General features: G+C 61.3%; 18 protein-coding genes. 4 read left to right on the forward strand and 14 right to left on the reverse strand.

Going from position 1 to position 20,144, the window contains the following annotated elements; all coding sequences use genetic code 11:
• Positions 1-129 precede the first annotated feature (129 nt).
• The 7 genes from PQQ52_RS03020 to PQQ52_RS03050 all read right to left on the reverse strand — a co-directional run bounded on the left by PQQ52_RS03020 (position 130) and on the right by PQQ52_RS03050 (position 8,227).
• Positions 130-867: an SDR family oxidoreductase gene (locus PQQ52_RS03020; protein WP_408206674.1), complete on the reverse strand. Its 738-nt coding sequence runs from the start codon at positions 865-867 to the stop codon at positions 130-132.
• Positions 864-2,408: an FGGY-family carbohydrate kinase gene (locus PQQ52_RS03025; protein ID WP_408206676.1), complete on the reverse strand. Its 1,545-nt coding sequence runs from the start codon at positions 2,406-2,408 to the stop codon at positions 864-866. The genes PQQ52_RS03020 and PQQ52_RS03025 overlap by 4 nt, the downstream gene beginning before the upstream one ends.
• A gap of 51 nt (positions 2,409-2,459) precedes the next feature.
• Positions 2,460-3,563 carry an alcohol dehydrogenase catalytic domain-containing protein gene (locus tag PQQ52_RS03030; RefSeq protein WP_408206678.1) on the reverse strand — a complete coding sequence of 368 codons (1,104 nt, stop codon included), beginning with the start codon at positions 3,561-3,563 and terminating at the stop codon, positions 2,460-2,462.
• Between the two features lie 33 nt (positions 3,564-3,596).
• A complete protein-coding gene (locus tag PQQ52_RS03035) occupies positions 3,597-4,604 on the reverse strand; it encodes an ABC transporter permease (RefSeq protein WP_408206680.1) in 1,008 nt (335 codons plus the stop codon).
• Positions 4,591-6,111, reverse strand: coding sequence for a sugar ABC transporter ATP-binding protein (locus PQQ52_RS03040; protein ID WP_408206682.1), 1,521 nt, complete (start codon positions 6,109-6,111; stop codon positions 4,591-4,593). Before PQQ52_RS03040 ends, PQQ52_RS03035 begins: the two co-directional genes overlap by 14 nt.
• 58 nt (positions 6,112-6,169) lie before the next feature.
• Positions 6,170-7,123 carry an ABC transporter substrate-binding protein gene (locus tag PQQ52_RS03045; protein ID WP_408206684.1) on the reverse strand — a complete coding sequence of 318 codons (954 nt, stop codon included), beginning with the start codon at positions 7,121-7,123 and terminating at the stop codon, positions 6,170-6,172.
• 123 nt (positions 7,124-7,246) lie between these two features.
• Positions 7,247-8,227 (reverse strand): AraC family transcriptional regulator, encoded by a 981-nt coding sequence (locus PQQ52_RS03050; protein WP_408206686.1) that lies wholly within the window; start codon positions 8,225-8,227, stop codon positions 7,247-7,249.
• 385 nt (positions 8,228-8,612) lie between these two features.
• On the opposite strand from PQQ52_RS03050, the gene dalD reads away from it, so the two are divergent.
• From dalD to PQQ52_RS03065, 3 genes are all read left to right on the forward strand, one after another.
• Positions 8,613-10,025 (forward strand): D-arabinitol 4-dehydrogenase, encoded by a 1,413-nt coding sequence (gene dalD / locus PQQ52_RS03055; RefSeq protein ID WP_408206688.1) that lies wholly within the window; start codon positions 8,613-8,615, stop codon positions 10,023-10,025.
• A 194-nt stretch (positions 10,026-10,219) separates the two neighbouring features.
• A complete protein-coding gene (xylB, locus tag PQQ52_RS03060; RefSeq protein WP_408206690.1) occupies positions 10,220-11,701 on the forward strand; it encodes a xylulokinase in 1,482 nt (493 codons plus the stop codon).
• A gap of 78 nt (positions 11,702-11,779) precedes the next feature.
• Positions 11,780-12,727: a sugar-binding transcriptional regulator gene (locus PQQ52_RS03065; protein WP_408206692.1), complete on the forward strand. Its 948-nt coding sequence runs from the start codon at positions 11,780-11,782 to the stop codon at positions 12,725-12,727.
• Between the two features lie 52 nt (positions 12,728-12,779).
• Here PQQ52_RS03065 and PQQ52_RS03070 read toward each other — a convergent pair whose 3' ends face one another.
• The 7 genes from PQQ52_RS03070 to PQQ52_RS03100 form a co-directional block, all read right to left on the reverse strand.
• A complete protein-coding gene (locus PQQ52_RS03070; protein WP_408206694.1) occupies positions 12,780-13,076 on the reverse strand; it encodes a DUF1330 domain-containing protein in 297 nt (98 codons plus the stop codon).
• Positions 13,077-13,145: 69 nt separating this feature from the next.
• The gene (locus PQQ52_RS03075) at positions 13,146-14,255 is read right to left on the reverse strand and encodes an ABC transporter ATP-binding protein (RefSeq protein ID WP_408206696.1); all 1,110 of its coding nucleotides are present in this window, start codon (positions 14,253-14,255) and stop codon (positions 13,146-13,148) included.
• A gap of 155 nt (positions 14,256-14,410) precedes the next feature.
• A complete protein-coding gene (locus PQQ52_RS03080; RefSeq protein ID WP_408206698.1) occupies positions 14,411-15,112 on the reverse strand; it encodes an HAD family hydrolase in 702 nt (233 codons plus the stop codon).
• Positions 15,109-15,942 (reverse strand): carbohydrate ABC transporter permease, encoded by an 834-nt coding sequence (locus PQQ52_RS03085; protein WP_325045335.1) that lies wholly within the window; start codon positions 15,940-15,942, stop codon positions 15,109-15,111. Before PQQ52_RS03085 ends, PQQ52_RS03080 begins: the two co-directional genes overlap by 4 nt.
• A 35-nt stretch (positions 15,943-15,977) precedes the next feature.
• On the reverse strand, positions 15,978-16,913 hold the full coding sequence (locus tag PQQ52_RS03090; RefSeq protein WP_211623653.1) for a carbohydrate ABC transporter permease: 936 nt from the start codon (positions 16,911-16,913) through the stop codon (positions 15,978-15,980).
• Positions 16,914-17,134: 221 nt separating this feature from the next.
• Positions 17,135-18,457 (reverse strand): ABC transporter substrate-binding protein, encoded by a 1,323-nt coding sequence (locus tag PQQ52_RS03095; RefSeq protein WP_408206700.1) that lies wholly within the window; start codon positions 18,455-18,457, stop codon positions 17,135-17,137.
• A 97-nt stretch (positions 18,458-18,554) separates the two neighbouring features.
• Entirely contained in the window at positions 18,555-19,337 is a 783-nt protein-coding gene (locus tag PQQ52_RS03100) for an L-iditol 2-dehydrogenase (protein ID WP_408206702.1), read from the reverse strand.
• Positions 19,338-19,658: 321 nt separating this feature from the next.
• On the opposite strand from PQQ52_RS03100, the gene PQQ52_RS03105 reads away from it, so the two are divergent.
• Positions 19,659-20,138: a Fur family transcriptional regulator gene (locus PQQ52_RS03105; protein ID WP_408206704.1), complete on the forward strand. Its 480-nt coding sequence runs from the start codon at positions 19,659-19,661 to the stop codon at positions 20,136-20,138.
• Positions 20,139-20,144 lie beyond the last annotated feature (6 nt).

Here is a 20,144-nt window from a genome sequence, read left to right on the forward strand (position 1 = left end):
GCAGTATCGCCGACCATCAATTCGTCGCCGATTCGCGTATTGGCTGCCCTGCGAGTGCAGTGACGTCCCAGACGCGATTCGCCGTTACACAGTGGACGTGCCGTCAATAATCCGTAGCAGCCAAACCAATCACCTCGCCGTATACCCTCCATCAATCGGCAAGCAAACCCCACTAATCATCGAAGCCGCGTCGCTCAACAAAAACATAATCGGTGCAGCGACCTCAGCAGACTCGGCGAATCGCCGCAAAGGAATCGCCTTCAAAGCCGGATCGCGCTTCGCAGGATCACTCCACGCCTGCACGGCCATCGGCGTCAAAGTCACCGTCGGATTAACGCTATTCACCCGAATGCCGTGGGGCCCCAGTTCGATGCACAAAGCACGCGTAACAGCATCAAGCGCCGCCTTGGAAGCCGAATAACTCAAATGGTCATCCAGCGCCACAAGCGCAGCCTGACTGGAAACATTCACGATACTGCCAGCAAGCTTCGCATCGATCATCCCGCGGGCCACATGCTTCGCAACCAGTACTGCGCCACGCGCGTTCACCCCCATCACACGATCGAAACTCGCGCCGGTCGTATCCACCGCCCGCTCAAGCAAAGCAATCCCCGCGCAGTTCACGAGCCCATTGAACGCCTCCAGTGAACCCAAAGCATCATCGATAGCGGCTTCGTCGCTTACGTCGAGCGTCAACGGTTCGCATCCCGTTTCCTCAGCCAGTCGCGCGAGCTCATTCACATTGCGCGCCGCGGCCACCACACTCGCACCAGACGCGCACAATGCCTCGACCGTCGCCCGTCCAATGCCGCTCGATGCACCCGTCACCAGAATCGAGCGGCCAGAAAAATCAAAAGTAGCATTCATGATGTCTGCAATCGATGCATGACCGGCTTCAACGCCGGATACAAATCCGTATAAATATCAAATCGCTGTTCGTACAAAGCCATTCGTTGCGCGTTCGGTTCCGCTCGTTCGATCAACGTCACCCATCCGCCCTGCGCTTCTTCGCGCGATACGAGACCGACGCCAACACCGGCCAACAGCGCGGCCCCCATCGCGGCTTCCACTTCCTGCTCGATCGTATACACCGGATAGCCAGTAATGTCCGCGATGATCTGCATCCAGAGATCCGAGTGCGCCGCCCCGCCCACTACAATCAACTTGTCGTCCAACGATTGCGCGCCTTTACGTCCCGCTTCGATGTTGTGTTTCAACGCGAACGACACGCCTTCCAACACCGCACGATACAAATGCGCTCGCGTGTGAAACAGGCTCAAGCCGACAAACGCCCCACTCGCCTTCGCATCCCAAACGGGGCTTCGTTCACCCATCAAATATGGCAAGAACATCACACCATCCGAACCCGCCGGTATCTGAGAAGCACTCTCTTCCAGCAACCGATGCGGATCCCCATTCGGCATCGCGCGTGCGGCCTCAGTCTCCGCATGACAGAATTGCTCGCGATACCACGTCACCGAAGCACCCGCCGTAATCGCGCCGCCAAATACATAAATATCGCGCTGACCGTTGAACACATGCGGCATGCTGATCAAGCCATGCCGCGCGTCGACAGTCTGATTGATATACCCCCAGCACATACTCGTGCCGATCATTGCAACGTGCTGTCCGGCGCGCGTGACACCCGCGGCAAATGTCGCCACCGCCGCATCGACGCCACCCGCGACGATCGCCGTGCCGGCCTCTAATCCAAGTTGTTCGGTCCACTGCGACAACAAGCCACCCACCACTTCGGACGATTCCACCAGCCGCTCCGGCATCATCGTCGCGGGAATGCCGAGCATGTCGAGTGCTTCATCCGACCAGTCGCGTTTGGCGATGTCGTAGATACCGCCGATGTTGCCCGCCGAACTATGATCGACGGCGACCTCACCGGTCAGCATATAAATCACATAGGCATTGGGCGGCAGGAAGTAACGCGTATGCGCCCACACATCCGGTTCATGATCGCGCAGCCACAGCATCTTCGTGTAGCCGTAGTAACTATCCACACCGTTTCCCGTGATCGCATACAGCCGCTCGAGATCGATGTTTTCACGCACCCACTCAACCTGATCGGTCGCGCGCCGGTCCATCCAGATCAGACACGGATAAAGCGGCCGCATATCGCAATCGACGGGAATCCCCGAGCCGCCATACAGACTGCTCACACACAGCGCCTTGATCGACTTCGCCGCGACGCCCGCCTCCTTCGCCTTGTCGACGCACGCCGCGACGCATTCCACCACCGCCTTCAACCACACCGCGGGCCATTGTTCTGCCCATAGCGGCTTGGGCGTATCCGGCTGATAGCTCGACGCATGCTGCGCGACGATCGCGCCGTGCTGATCGACCAGCAGTGCCTTGGTGCTCTGCGTGCCGATATCGACGCCGATGACGTAATCCATACAGTCTCCGTTTATGTGCCGCTCGTCCCTGACCCGCGCTGCGCTAAACCCTCAGGCGCGCGGCTTCATTAACACCTTGATCGAATCGAGCGAGTTGGCGACCTTGATCGCCTCGTCCCATTCTTCTAACGAAAAGCCGTGCGTGACGATGCCTTTCGACGTAACCAGTCCGCGCGCCAGCAGATCGATCGCAATCGGATAACAGTATGGTCCGAGATGCGCGCCCCGCACATCGAGCTCCTTGCGATCGCCGATCACCGACCAGTCCAGCGTCGTATCTGCACCGAACACCGAAAACTCGACGAAGCGCCCAAGCTTGCGAATCAGGTCCATGCCCTGATTCACGCCGATCGGTGCGCCGGTCGTTTCGATGTAAACGTCGCAACCATAGCCGTCGGTCAGCGAATGAATGATCGCCAACGCATCGTCCTGCTTCGGGTTGATCGTCACATCCGCGCCGTATTCGCGTGCAAGCGCCAGGCGTTCTTCAACCAGATCGATCACGACGAGTTTCTTTGGCGTCTTCAAATGCGCGATTTGCGTCATCATCAAACCAAGCGGACCCGCGCCCGCGATCACCACCACATCATCGAGTTGCAACTCGCCGCGATTCACCGTGTGGATCGCACACGCCAGCGGTTCGATGATAGCGGCATCTTCGAGCGAGATGCCATCGGGAATCTTGTGGACGATCGCCGTCGGCGGAATACGCATGTACTCGGCCATCCCGCCGTCCGCGACTTCGCGCTGAAAGCCGAAGATGTTGTGCACCTCACACATCCAGTACTGGCCGGATTTGCAATATCGGCACTTGCCGCACGGCACAATCTGTTCGGCAATCACGCGATCGCCGATCTTCACGCCGAAGTGATCGGCCGCACCCTCGCCGATTTCTTCGACGAAACCGAAAAACTCGTGGCCCGGAATCACCGGCGCTTTGACCCACGGACTCGGGCCACCCCAAAACATCTTCGCGCCCGAATGGCATTTGCAATCGCTCGCGCAGATGCCGCACGCGGCGATGCGGATCACCAGTTCATGCGCTCGCGCCTTGGGCTTGGACACCTGTTCGACGCGATAGTCTTTCGGTGCATGGCAGACAATCGCCGTCATTTCCTGCTGATCGGATTGAGTGGATTCAGTGGATTGAGTCATTGCATGGTCCTGCTAAAAGAGGTCGTTTAGGAGTTACTTTCTACGGTCGCGGCTGATGTAGATCGCCAGCAAAATGATTCCGCCCTTGATCACGTTCTGCACGTAGGGATTCACGCCGACCATGTTCAGGCCGTTGTTCAACACGCCCAGTAGGAGCGCACCGATCAGCGTACCGATGATCGAACCGCGTCCGCCGGAGATCGAGGTGCCGCCCATCACCACAGCGGCAATGGCATCGAGTTCGAAGCCGACGCCCGCGTTCGGCTGGCCACTCATCAAGCGCGCGGTCAACACGATGGCGGCGAAAGCGGAGGTCAAACCGGCAATCGAATAAACAATCAGTTTCACGCGCGCCACACGTACGCCGGACAGACGCGTCGCCTGTTCGTTGCCGCCAATCGCGTACACGTAGCGGCCGAACGGCATGCGTTCGAGCAACACCCACGCAATTGCATAGATGACCACCATGATCACAACCGGCGCCTGGATGCCCAGGATCTTGCCGCTGCCGAAGAAGCTGACCCAGTCAGGCAGGCCGTCAATCGGATAGCCACCGGTGTAGATCAGTGCGAGGCCGCGTGCGATGCCCATCGTGGCAAGCGTGACGATGATCGGCGGCATGCCGGCGAACGCGACGAAGAAACCATTGGCCGCGCCAAAACCCAAACCGACCGCGATGCCGACCGCCAACGCGGCCACTGCATTCATCCCGGCGACCATCAAGCCCGCCGCGAGCGTGCCCGCTAAAGCCATCACGGAGCCCACCGACAGATCGATACCGCCGGTCAGAATCACGCACGTCATCCCCACGGCGATGATCGCGTTGATCGACACCTGGCGCAGCACGTTTTCGATATTCGCAGCGGAGAGGAAGCTGTCGCTCGCGAACACCATCACGATGCAGACCACCAGCAAACCGATGAATGGATAGAAGAGCGTCGAGCGTTTCAACGCGGCCCACGTAAAGCGCACAGGTGCGCCCGGCGTGTCACTGCTGACGGTCGAAGTTTTCGGCGATGAAGAGGGATTAGGCGTGTTCATGAGTTGCTCCACGGGTGCCGGCTGTTGCATAGGTCATCACGGCGTTCGAGTCGATCCCGTCGCCTTCGAGCATCGCTTCGATGCGGCCCTGCCGGAACACGGCGACGCGGTCGCACATGCCAACAATCTCCGGCAGTTCAGACGAGATCATGATGATCGAGTAGCCGCGCGCGGTGAGTTCGCGCATCAGCAGATAGATTTCGGCTTTGGCACCGACGTCGATTCCACGCGTCGGTTCGTCGAAGATGAGAATGTTGGTGTGGTGATTCAGCCAGCGGGCGATCACCACCTTTTGCTGATTGCCGCCTGAAAGGGTCGCGACTTCGGTGTGCATCGTCGGCGCTTTAACGCCTACACGTTTCATGATGTCGGCGGTGGCGCGCGCTTCGCTGCGTTGATCAATGAAGAAACGCAGTGAGCGATATTTGCCGAGGTTGTTGATCGAGATGTTCTGCTTGATCGAGAAATCGGTGATCAGGCCTTCGGTCTTGCGGCTCTCCGGCAGAATACCGACACCGGCGCGCAACGCATCGGCAGGATCGGATAGTTTTGCGGCCGCACCATTGATGCGAATTTCTTTCACATAAGCCGGGTCCGCACCGATCACGGCCAGCGCGGTTTCCGTGCGGCCCGAACCAACCAGTCCCGCAAAGCCGAGAATCTCGCCCTCACGCAAATTGAAGCTCAGCATCGGGCTGTCTTTGAGCAATTGCAGTTTTTCGACCGCGAGCACGATCTTCGCATCGGCGCGCAGCGGCGGCTTCGGCGGAAAACTGTTTTCGATGCGGCGCCCCACCATCATTTCCACGAGATGGCTCACATCGGATTCCGCTACCTCGGTCATGCCGACGTATTGACCGTCGCGCAGCACCGTAATGCGATCGCATACTTCGAAAATCTCTTCGAGGTGGTGCGAGATGAAGATCATCGCGACACCTTGCGTCTTCAGATCACGCATGATGGCGAACAGATGCTCGGCTTCGGCCGGGGTCAGCGTCGCGGTCGGTTCATCCAGAATCAGAATGCGTGCTTCCAACGACAACGCCTTGCCAATTTCAACAAACTGCTGCTGCGCGACCGACAGTTCGCGAATCGGCACCGACAAGTCGATCGCCACGCCTAGTCGCTGAAAAATCGCGGCTGCCGCGCGCCGCATCTTGCCGCGTTCGAGCAAACCAAAACCGTTCTTCAACTCACGGCCGAGAAACATGTTCTCCACCGCGTTCAGATACGGGATCAGGCTGAACTCCTGAAACACAATGCCGACGCCCGCGGCAACCGCGTCGTGATAGTTCGTGAAGTGGCGCACGTCGCCGGCAATGGTAATCGTGCCTTCGTCCGGCTGATAGATGCCGCACAGGATCTTCATCAACGTCGATTTGCCGGCGCCGTTTTCGCCGAGCAAGGCGTGAATCTCGCCGCGCGCGATTTCCAGGTGAATGCCTTGCAGCGCCTTCACACCTGGAAAGCTTTTGGTGATGTTGTCGAGCTTGAGTATCGTGTGCATCGGGTCCTCCTCTGCTGCGCGCCGCCGCGCTTATCAAACGCAGCGGCGCGCATTCGACTTACCAGCTGAAACCCTTGGCATTGCTCTTGTCGATCATCTTCACGTCGACCGGAATGGTTTTCGGCACATTGGCGCCCCACTTCTTCGCGAGCGCAATGCCGAGCGCGATACGCACCTGGTCGGCCGGGAATTGCGCGGACGTTTCGATGAACTTCGAATTCGGCTTCTGGATCGCGGCAATCGCTTCCGGCGCACCGTCGACGCTGGTCAGCTTGATGTCCTTACCCGATGATTCGATCGCCGAGAGCGCACCCATCGAGCCGCCGTCGTTCACGCTGAACACGCCCTTCAGATTAGGATGCGCCTGAATCATGTTCTCGGTAACAGACAACGCGGTCGCGCGTTCCTGCTTACCGTTCTGCGTATCCACGAGTTTGATGCCCGGCACTTTCGCCAGCGCCGCCTTGCAGCCGCGCACGCGTTCGAGAATCGGCACCACCGGAATGCCGTCGAGAATCGCCACTTCGCCGCTGCCGCCAAGCGACTTCGCCAGATATTCACAAGCCATCTGCCCCGCGTCGAAATTCTTCGAACCCACGAACGAATCGACCGGACCGTTCGCATTCGCGTCGACGGCAACCACCACGACGCCCGCCTTTTTAGCCGACGTCACCGCCGATTGAATGCCGGTCGAATCGGTCGGATTCACGAGCAGGATGTCGATCTTCTTTTGCAGCATGTCTTCGACGTCGCTGACCTGCTTGCTGACGTCGTGATGCGCATCGGTGACGACAACGGTCGCGCCAATCGACGCAGCCGCGTCGTTCAGCGCTTTTTGCATCGTCACAAAGTACGGGTTGTTCAGTTCCTGAAACGTCATGCCGATCTTCAGCGGCGCAGCCTGTGCAGCCGGCGCCGTGATGAACGACAGGCCGAACGCGAGCGTCGCGAGTGCTGCCGTGCTGCGCGCGAAGGTCTTCAGCGATGTCTGCTTTAAAGTGGATTGCGTCATGGTTGTCTCCGTTATTAAAACTATTCGATGAGGTGAACATGTCCCTCACGCTGTTTGGAAACAGCGCGATAGGTGTTGAAACGCGGGTGAAGTGAAACGCTTCGGCTTAAAGCCTGATGAGGACTACGTCGGTGGATAGGCAGCGGCGGCGGTGCGTGGCAAACCTGGCGCAAGCACGATCGCGGGTGCATCGTCGATGCCTGCGCCGCGCGCGGCCGCTTCTTCGGAGGCGTCGCGGCTCGCGTCGTTCAGTTGCTGGTAGTGGCGGAATTTCGATGGCGCCATGCCCTTCACCGCCAGGAACTGCCGGTTGAAATTCGACAGATTGTTGAAGCCCGCCTTGAAGCAGATATCGGTGACACTCAGCTCCTCGTCCGTGAGCAACTGGCACGCGAGGTTGATGCGCATCCGGTTCACGTACTGCACGAACGGCAGGCCCGTATGGCGGCGGAAGTAGCGCGAGAACGCACTGACGCTTTGTCCGGCGAGTTGCGCCAGATCCGATTCGCGTAGATCGTTGGACAGGTTCTTGCCGATATACGACAGCGCGTGATTGATGCGAGTCGACGCAAATCCGGTCGGGTCTGCCTGGTAGGCAGGGCTCGCAAGCGTCTCGCGATCCTCGGCGTTCATCAGGATGTCGAGCATCGACATGAACAGCACAAGACGGCGCAGTCCGCGCGCGGCCAGCAATTCGAGGAACAGCGGCTGAATCGCCGCACTCGTCTGCGCGCCGAACGACACACCGCGGCGCGAGTCGGCGAGCAGCGCCTCAACCTGGCGCCACTCCGGGAAGCTGCCCATGCAACTCGACACGAACTCCTGCCCGAACTGCACCACCAGATTGCGCTGCGCAATCGTCTCGCCTTCCGGCACGTCGCTGACCCAGTTATGCGGCAGGTTCGGCCCCATCAACACGAGGTTGCCCGGCACAAAACTACTGATATGGTCGCCGACAAACATCTTGCCGGTCGTCGCCACGATCAGATGGATTTCGTATTCCGGATGAAAGTGCCAACGCACCGTGCGATACGGATAGCCGTGCGACCACACTTTGAACGATTCGTCGCGCCGCACGGCGACGAGTTCCAGATCGGGTTGCATTGCGTCTCCTTCCATGAAGCGGCGTGTTGCGGGTGCCGCTGAACGTCATCTTGTATAGCGAAAAGTAGCCCTCAAAAGCCTTATCCACCACTAGAAATGAAACCGCGGACCGATACTTTTTTGCATTCGGGTTAGTCCTGGCGCATCGAAAGTCAAATTTGGTGCAACGCAATACGCACGGTGAGACGTGTCCCATAACCCACGGACGCCTCACGCGTCGCACCGAAAGTCCCGTCACGCCGCGCTGCGCCACGAAAAGCCGCTTACGTCGCCTTGACATTCGTTTCGCCGGGTACGATCATTCGCTCACAGACAGAGCAAATGCTCCACTCTCGAAAAAACGCACGCTCCAAGCCGTGCGATCGAAGACATTCAGGAGACGCACATGAACAGCGGGCAAGGCAGCGGCACGGCCGCACACGTGATCCTGCACATCGGCGCGGGATCGTTTCATCGCGCGCATCAGGCCTGGTATCTCCATCGGTTGAACGAGGCGAAAGTGGCGGGCGAGCCGCACTGGTCGCTCACGGTCGGCAATATCCGCAGCGACATGAATGCGGTGCTCGAAGCGCTCACCGCGCAAAACGGCGTCTATACGCTCGAAACCGTGACGCCGCAGGGCGAGCGCGCGTACGAGACGATCCGTTCGATCGAGCGCGTGGTGCCGTGGACCGAGAGTCTCGACGCGCTGATCGAAGCGGGTGCCGATCCAGCCTGCAAGATCATTGCGTTTACCGTCACCGAAGGCGGCTATTACCTCGACGAACAGGACGAACTCGACACCGAAAATGCCGATCTCGCGATTGACCTGAAAGGCGGCCACGTCACGATTTACGGCGCGCTCGCGGCGATTCTCGACGCGCGGATGAAGCGCGGCACCGGCCCGGTCACCTTGCAGACTTGCGACAACCTGCGCAGCAACGGCGAGCGTTTTCATGCGGGCATGAGCGAGTTTCTCGAACGGCGCGGCGCGAACGAACTGGCGCAATGGTTCGACGACAACACCGCGTGCCCGAGTTCAATGGTCGACCGCATCACACCACGCCCCACGCCCGACGTGCGCGAACGCGTAAAAGCCGCCACCGGCGTCGACGATGCTTGCCCGGTGATGGGCGAAGCCTTCATCCAATGGGTGATCGAGGACCGTTTCATCGCGGGACGCCCCGCGTGGGAAAAGGTCGGCGCGGAACTGGTCGACTCGGTGCTGCCTTACGAGGAAGCGAAGATCCGCATTCTCAACGCACCGCATAGTTGCATTGCGTGGGCGGGCACGCTGGTCGGACTGAACTACATTCACGAAGGCACGCTCGACCCGGACGTCCGCAAATTCGCCTTCGATTACGTGACCGAAGACGTGATCCCCTGCCTTACGCCGAGCCCGCTCGATCTCGAACGCTATCGCGATGTCGTGCTCGACCGCTTCGGCAATCCTTATATCCAGGACACCAACCAGCGCGTTGCGGCCGATGGTTTTTCGAAGCTGCCTGGCTTTATCGCGCCGACGCTCGCCGAATGCTTCGAGCGCGGCGTCACACCGGCGGCGACCGCGATGTTGCCGGCGCTGTTCTTCCGCTTCCTCGAACGCTGGAACGCCGGCACGCTGCCGTACGCGTATCAGGATGGCGTGATGGACGAGCGCGTCGCCCGCGGTTTCTTTAGCGCGCCCGATCCGTTGCAGGCATTCGCCGCTGACCGGCTACTGTGGGGCAGCATGGCACAGACGCCGGAGTTGGAATCGGCGTTGGCGGGCGCGTTGGCGCGCGTCGACGTGTGGCTCGCCAAACGCGGCGCCGCTTGACCCGCGAATCCCTGCGACGGCGCCCGGCGGCGTCGCCATGTGGCGCACGTACACCGGCAGCAACGGACATCGCGCCATTCAGCGCCGTGCACCGCGCGGCATCGAAGCACGCCGGTGCCAGGCTTAATGCGCATGGCACCGCTTGCCCTATGCGGCTAAAGTAGCGCATCCCTAACGACGAAGGTTTCGCGCCCATGTATCTCGGCATCGACCTCGGCACATCCGAAGTGAAAGTCCTGCTGCTTGCGTCCGATGGACGCGTGATCGGCACCGCAGGCTCACCCTTTACCGTTTCGCGCCCGCATCAGCGCTGGGCCGAACAGAATCCCGAAGACTGGTGGGCCGGCACACGCACGGCTTTAGCCGCGTTGCGCGCCAAACATCCCGATGAGTTTGCGCAGATTCGCGGCATCGGCCTGTCGGGGCAGATGCACGGCGCCGTGCTGCTGGATGCGCAAGACCGCGTATTGCGGCCCGCGATCCTGTGGAACGACATGCGCAGCGACAAGGAATGCGCGGAGCTGACCGAGCGCGCGCCGGAGTTGCACACCGTGGCCGGCAATCTCGCGATGCCTGGTTTCACCGCGCCGAAGCTGTTGTGGGTCGCGCGTCACGAACCGGACATCTTCGCGCGGACTGCCTGCGTGCTGCTGCCGAAAGACTATCTGCGCCTGCAACTGACCGGCGGCAAGGTTTCCGATCCGTCGGATGCCGCGGGTACGCTGTGGCTCGACGTCGCCAAACGCGACTGGTCCGATTCGTTGCTGGCCGCGTGCAACATGACGCGCTCGCAGATGCCGGGCTTGTGCGAAGGCAGTGAACCATCAGGCACCCTGCTGCCCGAGGTGGCGCGCGAGTTCGGTTTGAGCGACGGCGTGATCGTCGCCGCCGGCGGCGGCGACAACGCCACGAGCGCGATCGGCATCGGCGCGACGCAACCGGGCGACGGCTTCGTCTCGCTCGGCACGTCCGGCGTCTTATGCGTGGTCGGCGACAGTTTCCGGCCAAATCCCGCTTCCGCGGTGCACGCGTTCTGTCACGCGATTCCGGATCGCTGGCATCAGATGAGCGTGGTGCTCTCGGCGGCAAGTTGCTTGCGCTGGGTCTGCAAGCTCACCTCCACCGACGAACCGACTCTGCTCGCCGAAATCGAGGCGCTGCCAGCGGATGCGTTGGCCACGGCCCCGCTCTTTCTGCCCTATCTGTCCGGTGAACGCACGCCGCACAACGATCCGTACGCGCAAGGCGTGTTCTTCGGCATGAACCATGCGACCGATCGCGCGTTGCTCGGCTACGCGGTGCTCGAAGGCGTGACGCTCGCACTGACCGACGGCCTCGATGCATTGCGCGCGGCCGGCACCGAAGCGAAGGCGCTGTCCCTGCTCGGCGGCGGCGCGCGCAGCGATTACTGGGCACAACTACTTGCCGATGCACTCGACACCGCCACCCGCAAGCACGGCGGCGGCGAAACCGGCGCGGCGCTCGGCGCGGCACGCCTCGGCTGGCTGGCCGCGGGTGGCGACCCGGCCAAGGTGTTGGCCAAGCCGCCGATCGAAAAGGAGTTCACGCCGAACCCGCAACGACACGCCGAACTGCGCAACCGGCTCGAAACCTATCGCGCCCTCTACCGCCACGTGCGGCCGCTATTCGACCCCGCGCGGCAACCGCTCGCCTAACCGGCAAGCCGCAGCCGGTTCCCACTGAGAGGCGGGGACCGGCTGCTATCATCGGCGCACTTCAAGCGAACCGTCACCGTGCCCAAGTCCACAGAAAAATTAGATCTTGCTACCCGCGCCGCGTGGCTTTACTACGTCGCCGGCAATACCCAGAACGAGATCGCCGAAAAACTGCAGGTGTCACGCCCGGTCGCCCAGCGACTGGTCGCCTTCGCTGTCGAGAAGAATCTGATCCGCGTGCGCGTCGATCACAAACTGGCCGATTGTCTTTCGCTCGCCGATCAACTCTCGAAGCGCTACGGTCTGAGCATGTGCGAAGTCGTACCGATCGACAGCGATACGTCGGAGGAAGTCGACCGCAAGCTGGCCGTGGCCGGCGCGCAGGTCATGGAACGCTATCTCAGCGAAGAAAAGCCGATGGTGGTCGCCGTCAGCAGCGGCCGTACGCTAAAGGCCGCGGTCGATCAGATCGCCCAGCTGGAGCGTCCGCAGCACCGGTTGGTATCAATGGTCGGGGCGATCGCCCAGGACGGCTCCTCGAACCGCTATGACGTCGCGCTGCACATTTCCGAGAAGACCGGCGGCAAGTATTTTCTGCTGCCGGCGCCGCTGCTCGCCGATAGCGAGGCCGAGCGCGCGCAGTGGTGCAATCACCGGCTGTACCGGATCGTCGAATCGCTGTCGGCCAAGGCGGATGTCGCGTTCGTCGGCATCGGCAATATCGGGCCGCACTGTCCGCTGCACGAAGACGGCTTTATCACGTCCGCGGAAGTGAAAGAGCTGGTACAGAACGGTGCGGTGGCGGAAATGCTCGGCCTGCCGATCGATTCAGCCGGCGCGCACGTCGAATCGCCGACCGGCCGGCGTGTCACCAGCATCGCGCTCGACGCCCCGCCGCGGCGGCCCACCATTGGGTTTGCCGGCGGCGAGCGCAAGCGCGAAGCACTGATTGCGGTGCTCAAAGGCGGCTGGCTATCGGGACTGGTGACTGACGAGTTGTGTGCACGGGCCGCACTGGAAGCCTGAGCGCGGCGAGCAAAGACGGCGGCTTAGTGGCTAACGGCAGTACGCTGCCGTCCTACAACACCGGCAAGCCTTCCGTGATGATGATCCGATAGTCCGCGCCCTGTCGGCGCGTCTCGCTGACCGCCTGATAGGCCGGACTGCGATACCACGCGAGCGCTTCGTCGTAGCCCGTGAATTCGAGAATCAGGATATCTTCGATCGCCGGGCCTTCCACGACTTCCCTGCGTCCGTGACTGGCCAGCATCATCACCGGATGCTGCTCGAAAATTGCCGGCGCACCCTGTTTGTATTCCTCGAGTTTGGCGGGGTCGAGCGTTTTCTCGCGCGTAATAACGACGTAGGCGGGCATGAGCGTTTCCTGGTGCGGGAATGTGACTGAGCGGAAAGCGGCGCGCCCGCCGCTTTCCCAATCACCTACTCACGCGGCCAGCACTTCAACGATCTTACGCTGGAATGCTTTCCCTTCGCTGTCGAACAAATGGCAGTGATCCGGCGTCGCGCCGAGCCTTTGCGTCTCGCCCTTGGCATGCCGTTCGAGCGGTGGAATCCGCGCGATCAGGCCATCCGGCGAAACGCTCGATTCTGCATACAAATACGCTGCGTCACCGAGCGATTCGAGCGCCATGGTGCGCGCCGAGATGCCGTCGTCTGTCGTGCCCACATGCAGATGCTCCGGACGAATACCGACGGTCACCTTGTCGCCCTGCTTCACCGCGCCCGGCTCGACCGCGACACGCTGCGTCTCGCCGGTTTCGTAGCGCACCGTGACGCCGTCGTGCGTCACCGATTGCACGACCCCTTCCATGAAGTTCATTTTCGGCGAACCGATGAAGCCGGCGACGAAACGATTGGCCGGCGCGTGATACAGCATGGTCGGGCTGCCGACCTGCTCCACATTGCCCGCCGACAGCACGACGATCTTGTCGGCCAGCGTCATGGCTTCGACCTGATCGTGCGTCACGTAGATCATCGTGGTCTTCAGCTCGTCATGCAGACGCGCGAATTCGAGGCGCATCTTTACACGCAGCGCGGCGTCGAGATTCGACAATGGTTCGTCGAACAGGAACACTTTCGGCTTGCGCGTAATCGCGCGGCCGATTGCAACGCGCTGGCGCTGACCGCCCGAGAGTTGCTTCGGCTTGCGATCGAGCAGATGGTCGATGTGCAGAATCTTCGCCGCGTTGCGCACGGCGGCATCGATTTCCGGCTTCTTGGTGCCGGCGAGTTTCAGGCCGAACGCCATGTTGTCGTACAGCGTCATGTGCGGATACAGCGCGTACGACTGGAACACCATCGCGATGCCGCGCTTGGCGGGCGGCACGTCGTTCACGCGCGTGCCGTCGATGGTCAGATCGCCGCCGCTGATATCTTCGAGGCCGGCGATCATCCGCATCAGCGTCGATTTACCGCAACCGCTTGGGCCCACGAACACGACGAATTCGCCGTCCAGGATATCGAGGTTGATGTCGCGCATCACTTCGTTTTCGTCGTAGGCTTTTCTGATGTTGCGCAGAGTTACGCTTGCCATGATGTGTCTCCGTGTATTGCTGTGCGTTGCTAACAGTACTTCAGCTGCGTTAGTTGCTCAGGTTGGTTCTGTTGCTTCCCGTTCTTCAGCAGCTGCGTTGATTCGCTTCTCTATGTGCGACTCAGCTCCCGCTCATTCGCTTTGACCTGGCGCGCTTACGGCGCCGCGGCCGTCGCGCTCAGCGTCCATTGCGCGACCAGTTCCGGCAACTGCAGCATGTCGTCGAAAACGTGACGCGCGCCCGCCGCATGCAATGCGTCGATCTGCGCGTCACTCGCGTGACCGCCGCCGATAAAGCCCAGCACCGTCATGCCCGCCGCGGTTGCCGCCGTCACGCCTGTCACGCTGTCTTCCACTACGAGGCAAGCGGACGGCGCGAGGCCGACACCCCGCGCTGCAGCGAGATAGACATCGGGTGCGGGCTTCGGATTCGGCACCGCGTCGGCGCAAAAGAGCCGATCGCCGAAGAACTTCACGAGGCCCGTGCGCGCCAGCACGTTCTCCACATACGGCCGGAAACTGTTGCTCGCGCATGCTTTGGTGAGCGGCACCTGCGCCAGCGCGGTCTCGATTCCAACGACCGCCGGCGCCTGCATCGCCGCCGCTTCCACCGCTGCACGGATCGCCTCGATATCCGCGACGCTGAGGCTCTTGCCGAGTTGCGCCGCCGTGCCTTGCAACACCTTCTCGATGCGCAGGCCGAGCAGCGGCAGCACCACCGGTTCGACATCGGTATCGGGCCAGCGCGCTTCGAGTTCGTGCACCAGCATGCGCGCTGCCACGGCTTCGCTGTCGATCAGCACGCCGTCGCAATCGCAGATCAATGCGAAGCCGCCTACAGCCGTGCCTGCCGTCATTTGACCGCCCCGAACGTAAGGCCGCGCACCAGTTGCTTCTGCGACAGCCAGCCGACGATCAGAATCGGTGCAACCGCAAGCAGCGATGCAGCGGAGAGCTTCGCCCAGAACAAACCTTCGGGGCTCGAATACGACGCGATGAACACCGTCAGCGGCGCGGCGTTCGAACTCGACAGGTTGATGCTCCAGAACGCTTCGTTCCACGACAGAATCACTAGCAGCAGCGACGTGGAGGCGAGCCCCGGCAACGACATCGGCATCAGCAGGTAGACGATTTCCTGCCACGTGGCCGCGCCGTCGATCCGTCCGGCTTCGAGAATGTCGCGCGGAATTTCGGCGAAGTACGTGAACGACATCCACACGGCAATCGGCAGATTGATCAGCGTGTAGACGATCACCAGGCCCGACACCGTATCGAGCAAGCCGGTGTTTTTCCACAACAGATAGATCGGCACCAGCACGCCGACCGACGGCATCATCTTGGTCGACAGCATCCACAGCAGGACCTTCTGCGTGCGGCGCGTCGGAAAGAACGCCATCGCGTAGGCGGCGGGCACGGCGAGAATCAGGCACAGCACCGTGACGCCGACCGAAATCAGCACCGAATTCAACGCGAACGAAAAGTAATTGCTGCGCGCGAATACCTCGCGAAAACTATCGAGCGTCGGGACGAAGAATAGCGATGACGAGTACGCCTGTTGCTCCGTCTTGAACGCGGTGATCGTCATCCAGAAGATCGGAAAGAACAGCAGCAGCGCGACCAGCCATGCAATTACGCCGGGAATGCCGCGGCGAATCGCCGCGAACGGCGACTTGGCCGGCACGGTCATGGGCGTCGTGGACGCCGGTGTAGAGGCAACGTGGCTCATTTTTCGTACTCCCCTTTCAGGTTCTTCGCGAGCATCCGCACAAGGAAGAACGACACGATGTTAGCCAGCACGACAGCCAGAATGCCGCCGGCCGAAGCGAGACCGACGTCGAACTGTTGCAGGCCCAGCGAATAGATCAGGTACGACAGATTGGTGGTCGCGGTGCCCGGACCGCCGCCCGTGGTCGTATAGATTTCGGCGAAGATCGACAGCAGGAAAATCGTCTCCATCATCACCACCACCGCGATCGCCCGTTTCAGGTGAGGCAGCGTGATGTAGAAGAACATCGAGAACGGACCCGCACCATCGATGCGCGCCGCCTCCTTCTGCTCCTGATCGAGTGACTGGATCGCGGTGAACAGAATCAGGAACGCGAACGGCAGCCACTGCCACGCGACGATCATGATCACCGCCGTCAATGGATAGTCGGCGAACCAGTCGATCGGCTGCATGCCGATTGCGCGCATGCCCTGTGCGATCAGGCCATACACCGGGTGCAGGATCATGTTCTTCCAGATCAGCGCGCTGACCGTCGGCATCACGAAGAACGGCGCGATCGCCAGCAGCCGGGCGATGCCCTGACCGTAGAACTTACGATCGAACAGGATCGCCATCAGCACGCCGCCGACCACCGTGATCACCAGCACCGAGATGATCAGTTCGAGCGTGTGCCCGATCGACGGTCCGAACGACGGATCAGTGGCGAGATATTTGTAGTTGTCGAATCCGGCGAAGCCTTTGAGATCCGGATTCAGCAGGTTGTAGCGCGAGAACGAAAACCAGATCGTCATCGCCAGCGGAATAGCCATCCACAGTACGAGTACCGCGACCGAGGGCGATACCAGCCAGCGGGCGGAATTGGCTTTGCGGATCTCGCGTTCTTTTTCTGTCTGGGGATGGGCATGCATGAGAGGTAGGCGCAGAGGACGCATGATTGACCACCTGTTCGGTAAAGCGCGGGCTATCCGGCGAAGACGCCGCCTTGGTCGCTTCACTCACCGCGACGCCTGCGATGTCGCGGCGCTTGACTGGCGAATGAGCGGCACATGAGTGGCGAGGACGGCCCGCTGTGCTGCGTGAGCCGGCTGACGGGCGTCAGCCGGCGCGTTTCACGTTACGTTGCAGTGCTTGCGGTGCGGCTTAACACTGCCGCTTACTTCTGATAACCGGCCTGTTGCACGGCGCGGTTCGCCGTTGCCTGCCCGGCTGCCAGCGCCTGATCAATCGTCATCTGACCGGCAACCGCGCCGGAGATGCTCTGACCGACCACCGTGCCGAACGACTGGAACTCAGGGATGCCAACGAACTGCACACCGGTGTACGGCACCGGCTTCAGCGTCGGGTGATCCGGATCCGCCGTTTCGATTGCCTTCAGTACGAAGTCGCCGAACGGTGCAGCCTGCTTGTATTCAGGGCGCGCGTAGGTCGAATGACGCGTTCCCGGCGGCACCGAAGCCCAGCCTTCATCCTTCGCAACCAGTTCGATGTACTGCTTCGACGTGGCCCACGCGATGAACTTCTTCGCCGCGTCAGCCTGCTTCGACGACTTCGGAATGGCCAGTGCCCATGCCCACAGCCAATGCGAACCCTTCGGCGTGACGGCGATCGGCGCCGCCGCGAAGCCCACCTTGTCGGCGATCTGCGATTGCTGCTTGTTGTAGAGCATGCCGGCCGCCACCGTTGCATCGATCCACATCGCGCACTTGCCCGAGGACATCAGCGTCAGGTTTTCGTTGAAGCCGTTCGAGCTCGCTCCCGGAGGGCCGTCTTTCTTCAACAGATCGACGTAGAACGTGATGGCCTTCTTCCATTCCGGCGAGGTCAGTTGCGCTTGCCACTTTTCGTCGAACCAGCGGCCGCCGAAGGTGTTCACCACCGTCGTCGCGTACGCCATGTTTTCGCCCCAGCCGGCCTTGCCGCGCAGGCAGATGCCGTACATGCCGTTGGCTTTGTCCGTGAGCTTATCGGCGAATTGCGCGATCTGATCATAGGTCGGCTGATCGGGCATCTTCAGCCCCTTGGCCGCGAACAGATCCTTGCGGTAATACGTCATGGAGCTTTCGACGTAGAACGGCAGCGCGTACAACTGGCCGCCGCTCGAGAGGCCGTCGCGGGCCGTCTTCACGACGTCGTTCAGATCGTAATCAGCAGGCAGGCCGGTCAGCGGCGTGAGCCAGCCGCGCTTGCCCCATTGCGGCGTTTCGTACGCGCCGATCGTCATCACGTCGAACTGGCCGCTGCCGGTCGTGATGTCAGTGGTGGCGCGCTGACGCAGCACGTTTTCTTCGAGAATCACCCAGTTGAGCTTGATGTCCGGATTCGCCTGCTCGAAAGCGGGCGAGAGCTTCTTCAGCTCGATCATGTCCGGATTGTTCAACGTCGCGATGGTCACCGTGGCCGCCTGAGCCTGCAACGCAAAGCATGCGACAGCGCCGGCACTGACCGCCTTCAGCGCGGATTTGATAGCTGGTTTCATGTGTTGTCTCCTTTCTCGTACGTTATGTGATGCTGCGTTTGTTCTACGAAAATGACGATGGGTGAAGCGGGTCCGACTCATCCACTCTGCAATTCGCTCAACTCATCCAGTTGCCGCCGTCGACGTTCAGGGTTTGCGCGGTGATGTAGTCGGCATCCGCCGACGCGAGAAACAGGGCGGCGCCGGTCAGATCGTCCGGCACACCCATACGGCCGAGCGGCACCGCTTCACCGACCAGGCGTTTCTTCTCACCAAGCGGCCGGTTTTCATAGCGGGCGAAGAGCGCGTCGACCTCTTTCCACATCGGCGTATCGACGACACCCGGCGCAATACCGTTCACATTGATCTTGTGCGGCGCGAGGGCGAGCGCTGCGGACTGCGTATAGCTGAGTACGGCGGCTTTGGTTGCGCAGTAGTGCGACACCAGCGCCTCGCCGCGCCGCCCGGCTTGCGACGACATATTGATAATCTTGCCGCCGCGGCCCTGCTCGACCATTTTCTGGGCGACGGTTTGCATCAGGAAGAACATGCCCTTCACATTGACCGCGAAGAGGCGGTCGAACACGTCCCAGGATTCATCGAGGATCGGGCGCATATCGAAGAGCGCCGCGTTGTTGAACAGGATATCGACCTGGCCGAAGCGCTCCAGCGTGCTCGCGAGGATACGTTCGATGTCCTCGCGGCGCGTCACGTCGGCACTGACGGTCAGCACGCGGTCGCCGTACGCGGCGCGTAGCGCGTCGCCGAAACTGTCCGCCGGCTTCACATCGACCAGCACGCAACGTGCGCCTTCGTCCAGATAGCGCCGGGCCACCGCTTCACCGATTCCGCTTGCCGCACCCGTCAGAATGGCCACCTTGTCTTGCAATCGTGCCGCCACTGCGTGTCTCCGGTTCGTTTCGCTTCTTGAGGCGCAGTGAGCGAACGCTCATTGCGCGAACAATTGCTCTGTTGGTGATCGAATGATCGGATACGGACCGGGTCATGTCAAGGCGCTCGAGCAGATTTCGATGGTGCAGCGCGGCAGGACCGGGGCACACCCGGCGTGCACCCTTTCCCCGCCCTGATTGACGCTATGACGGAAATCAAAAACTGCAAATCGGCTTTCTGCTCAAGTCACTGACAAGAATTCAAGATACGTTATATCATTGCGGCCTCGCTTCACTTCGAAGCTTTGCAGGTTCGTCAGGGGCGTCCGCTGATGGCTACATCGATTGCAGAACACCATGCCGTACGCGTTGCCCATGCCGAAGCGCACGCGGCTTTGCATGGGCTTGCGCTCACGCCGCTACGGCGTCAGGTGTATGCGGCGATCGTCGCCAGCGACCGGCCGATCGGCGCCTATGAGTTGCTGGACGCACTTGAGCCGCAGCGTGGCCGTGTGCCGCCCACCACCGTCTACCGCGCGCTGGACTTTCTGCTCGCGCACGGCTTCATCCATCGGATCGAATCGAAGAACGCGTTCGTGGCCTGTTGCGAAGTCGGCCTGCCGCACAGCAGCCAGTTTCTGATGTGCGACGGATGCGGCGCGACCGTCGAGATTCCCGGCGGCGATCTTGCCCAGCAGCTGTCGCATAGCGCGCCGGCGCATGGTTTCGAGGTACACCGCCAGGTCGTCGAATTAAGCGGACTGTGCGCACGCTGCGCCCGCGCGGCGCGGCCAGCCGGTGCATCGGCATGAAAACCG

The sequence above is a fragment of the Paraburkholderia sediminicola genome (genome assembly GCF_046030555.1).
GTDB lineage: Bacteria > Pseudomonadota > Gammaproteobacteria > Burkholderiales > Burkholderiaceae > Paraburkholderia > Paraburkholderia sediminicola_E.

Coding starts and splice junctions, on each gene's coding strand:
- PQQ52_RS03050 (WP_408206686.1), bottom strand. CDS start 8,227: ATGCAACCCGATCTGGAACTCGTCGCCGTGCGGCGCGACGAATCGTTC.
- xylB (WP_408206690.1), top strand. CDS start 10,220: ATGTATCTCGGCATCGACCTCGGCACATCCGAAGTGAAAGTCCTGCTG.
- PQQ52_RS03075 (WP_408206696.1), bottom strand. CDS start 14,255: ATGGCAAGCGTAACTCTGCGCAACATCAGAAAAGCCTACGACGAAAAC.
- PQQ52_RS03085 (WP_325045335.1), bottom strand. CDS start 15,942: ATGACCGTGCCGGCCAAGTCGCCGTTCGCGGCGATTCGCCGCGGCATT.
- PQQ52_RS03095 (WP_408206700.1), bottom strand. CDS start 18,457: ATGAAACCAGCTATCAAATCCGCGCTGAAGGCGGTCAGTGCCGGCGCT.
- PQQ52_RS03105 (WP_408206704.1), top strand. CDS start 19,659: ATGGCTACATCGATTGCAGAACACCATGCCGTACGCGTTGCCCATGCC.
- dalD (WP_408206688.1), top strand. CDS start 8,613: ATGAACAGCGGGCAAGGCAGCGGCACGGCCGCACACGTGATCCTGCAC.
- PQQ52_RS03035 (WP_408206680.1), bottom strand. CDS start 4,604: ATGAACACGCCTAATCCCTCTTCATCGCCGAAAACTTCGACCGTCAGC.
- PQQ52_RS03025 (WP_408206676.1), bottom strand. CDS start 2,408: ATGGATTACGTCATCGGCGTCGATATCGGCACGCAGAGCACCAAGGCA.
- PQQ52_RS03030 (WP_408206678.1), bottom strand. CDS start 3,563: ATGACTCAATCCACTGAATCCACTCAATCCGATCAGCAGGAAATGACG.
- PQQ52_RS03090 (WP_211623653.1), bottom strand. CDS start 16,913: ATGCGTCCTCTGCGCCTACCTCTCATGCATGCCCATCCCCAGACAGAA.
- PQQ52_RS03020 (WP_408206674.1), bottom strand. CDS start 867: ATGAATGCTACTTTTGATTTTTCTGGCCGCTCGATTCTGGTGACGGGT.
- PQQ52_RS03040 (WP_408206682.1), bottom strand. CDS start 6,111: ATGCACACGATACTCAAGCTCGACAACATCACCAAAAGCTTTCCAGGT.
- PQQ52_RS03080 (WP_408206698.1), bottom strand. CDS start 15,112: ATGACGGCAGGCACGGCTGTAGGCGGCTTCGCATTGATCTGCGATTGC.
- PQQ52_RS03070 (WP_408206694.1), bottom strand. CDS start 13,076: ATGCCCGCCTACGTCGTTATTACGCGCGAGAAAACGCTCGACCCCGCC.
- PQQ52_RS03045 (WP_408206684.1), bottom strand. CDS start 7,123: ATGACGCAATCCACTTTAAAGCAGACATCGCTGAAGACCTTCGCGCGC.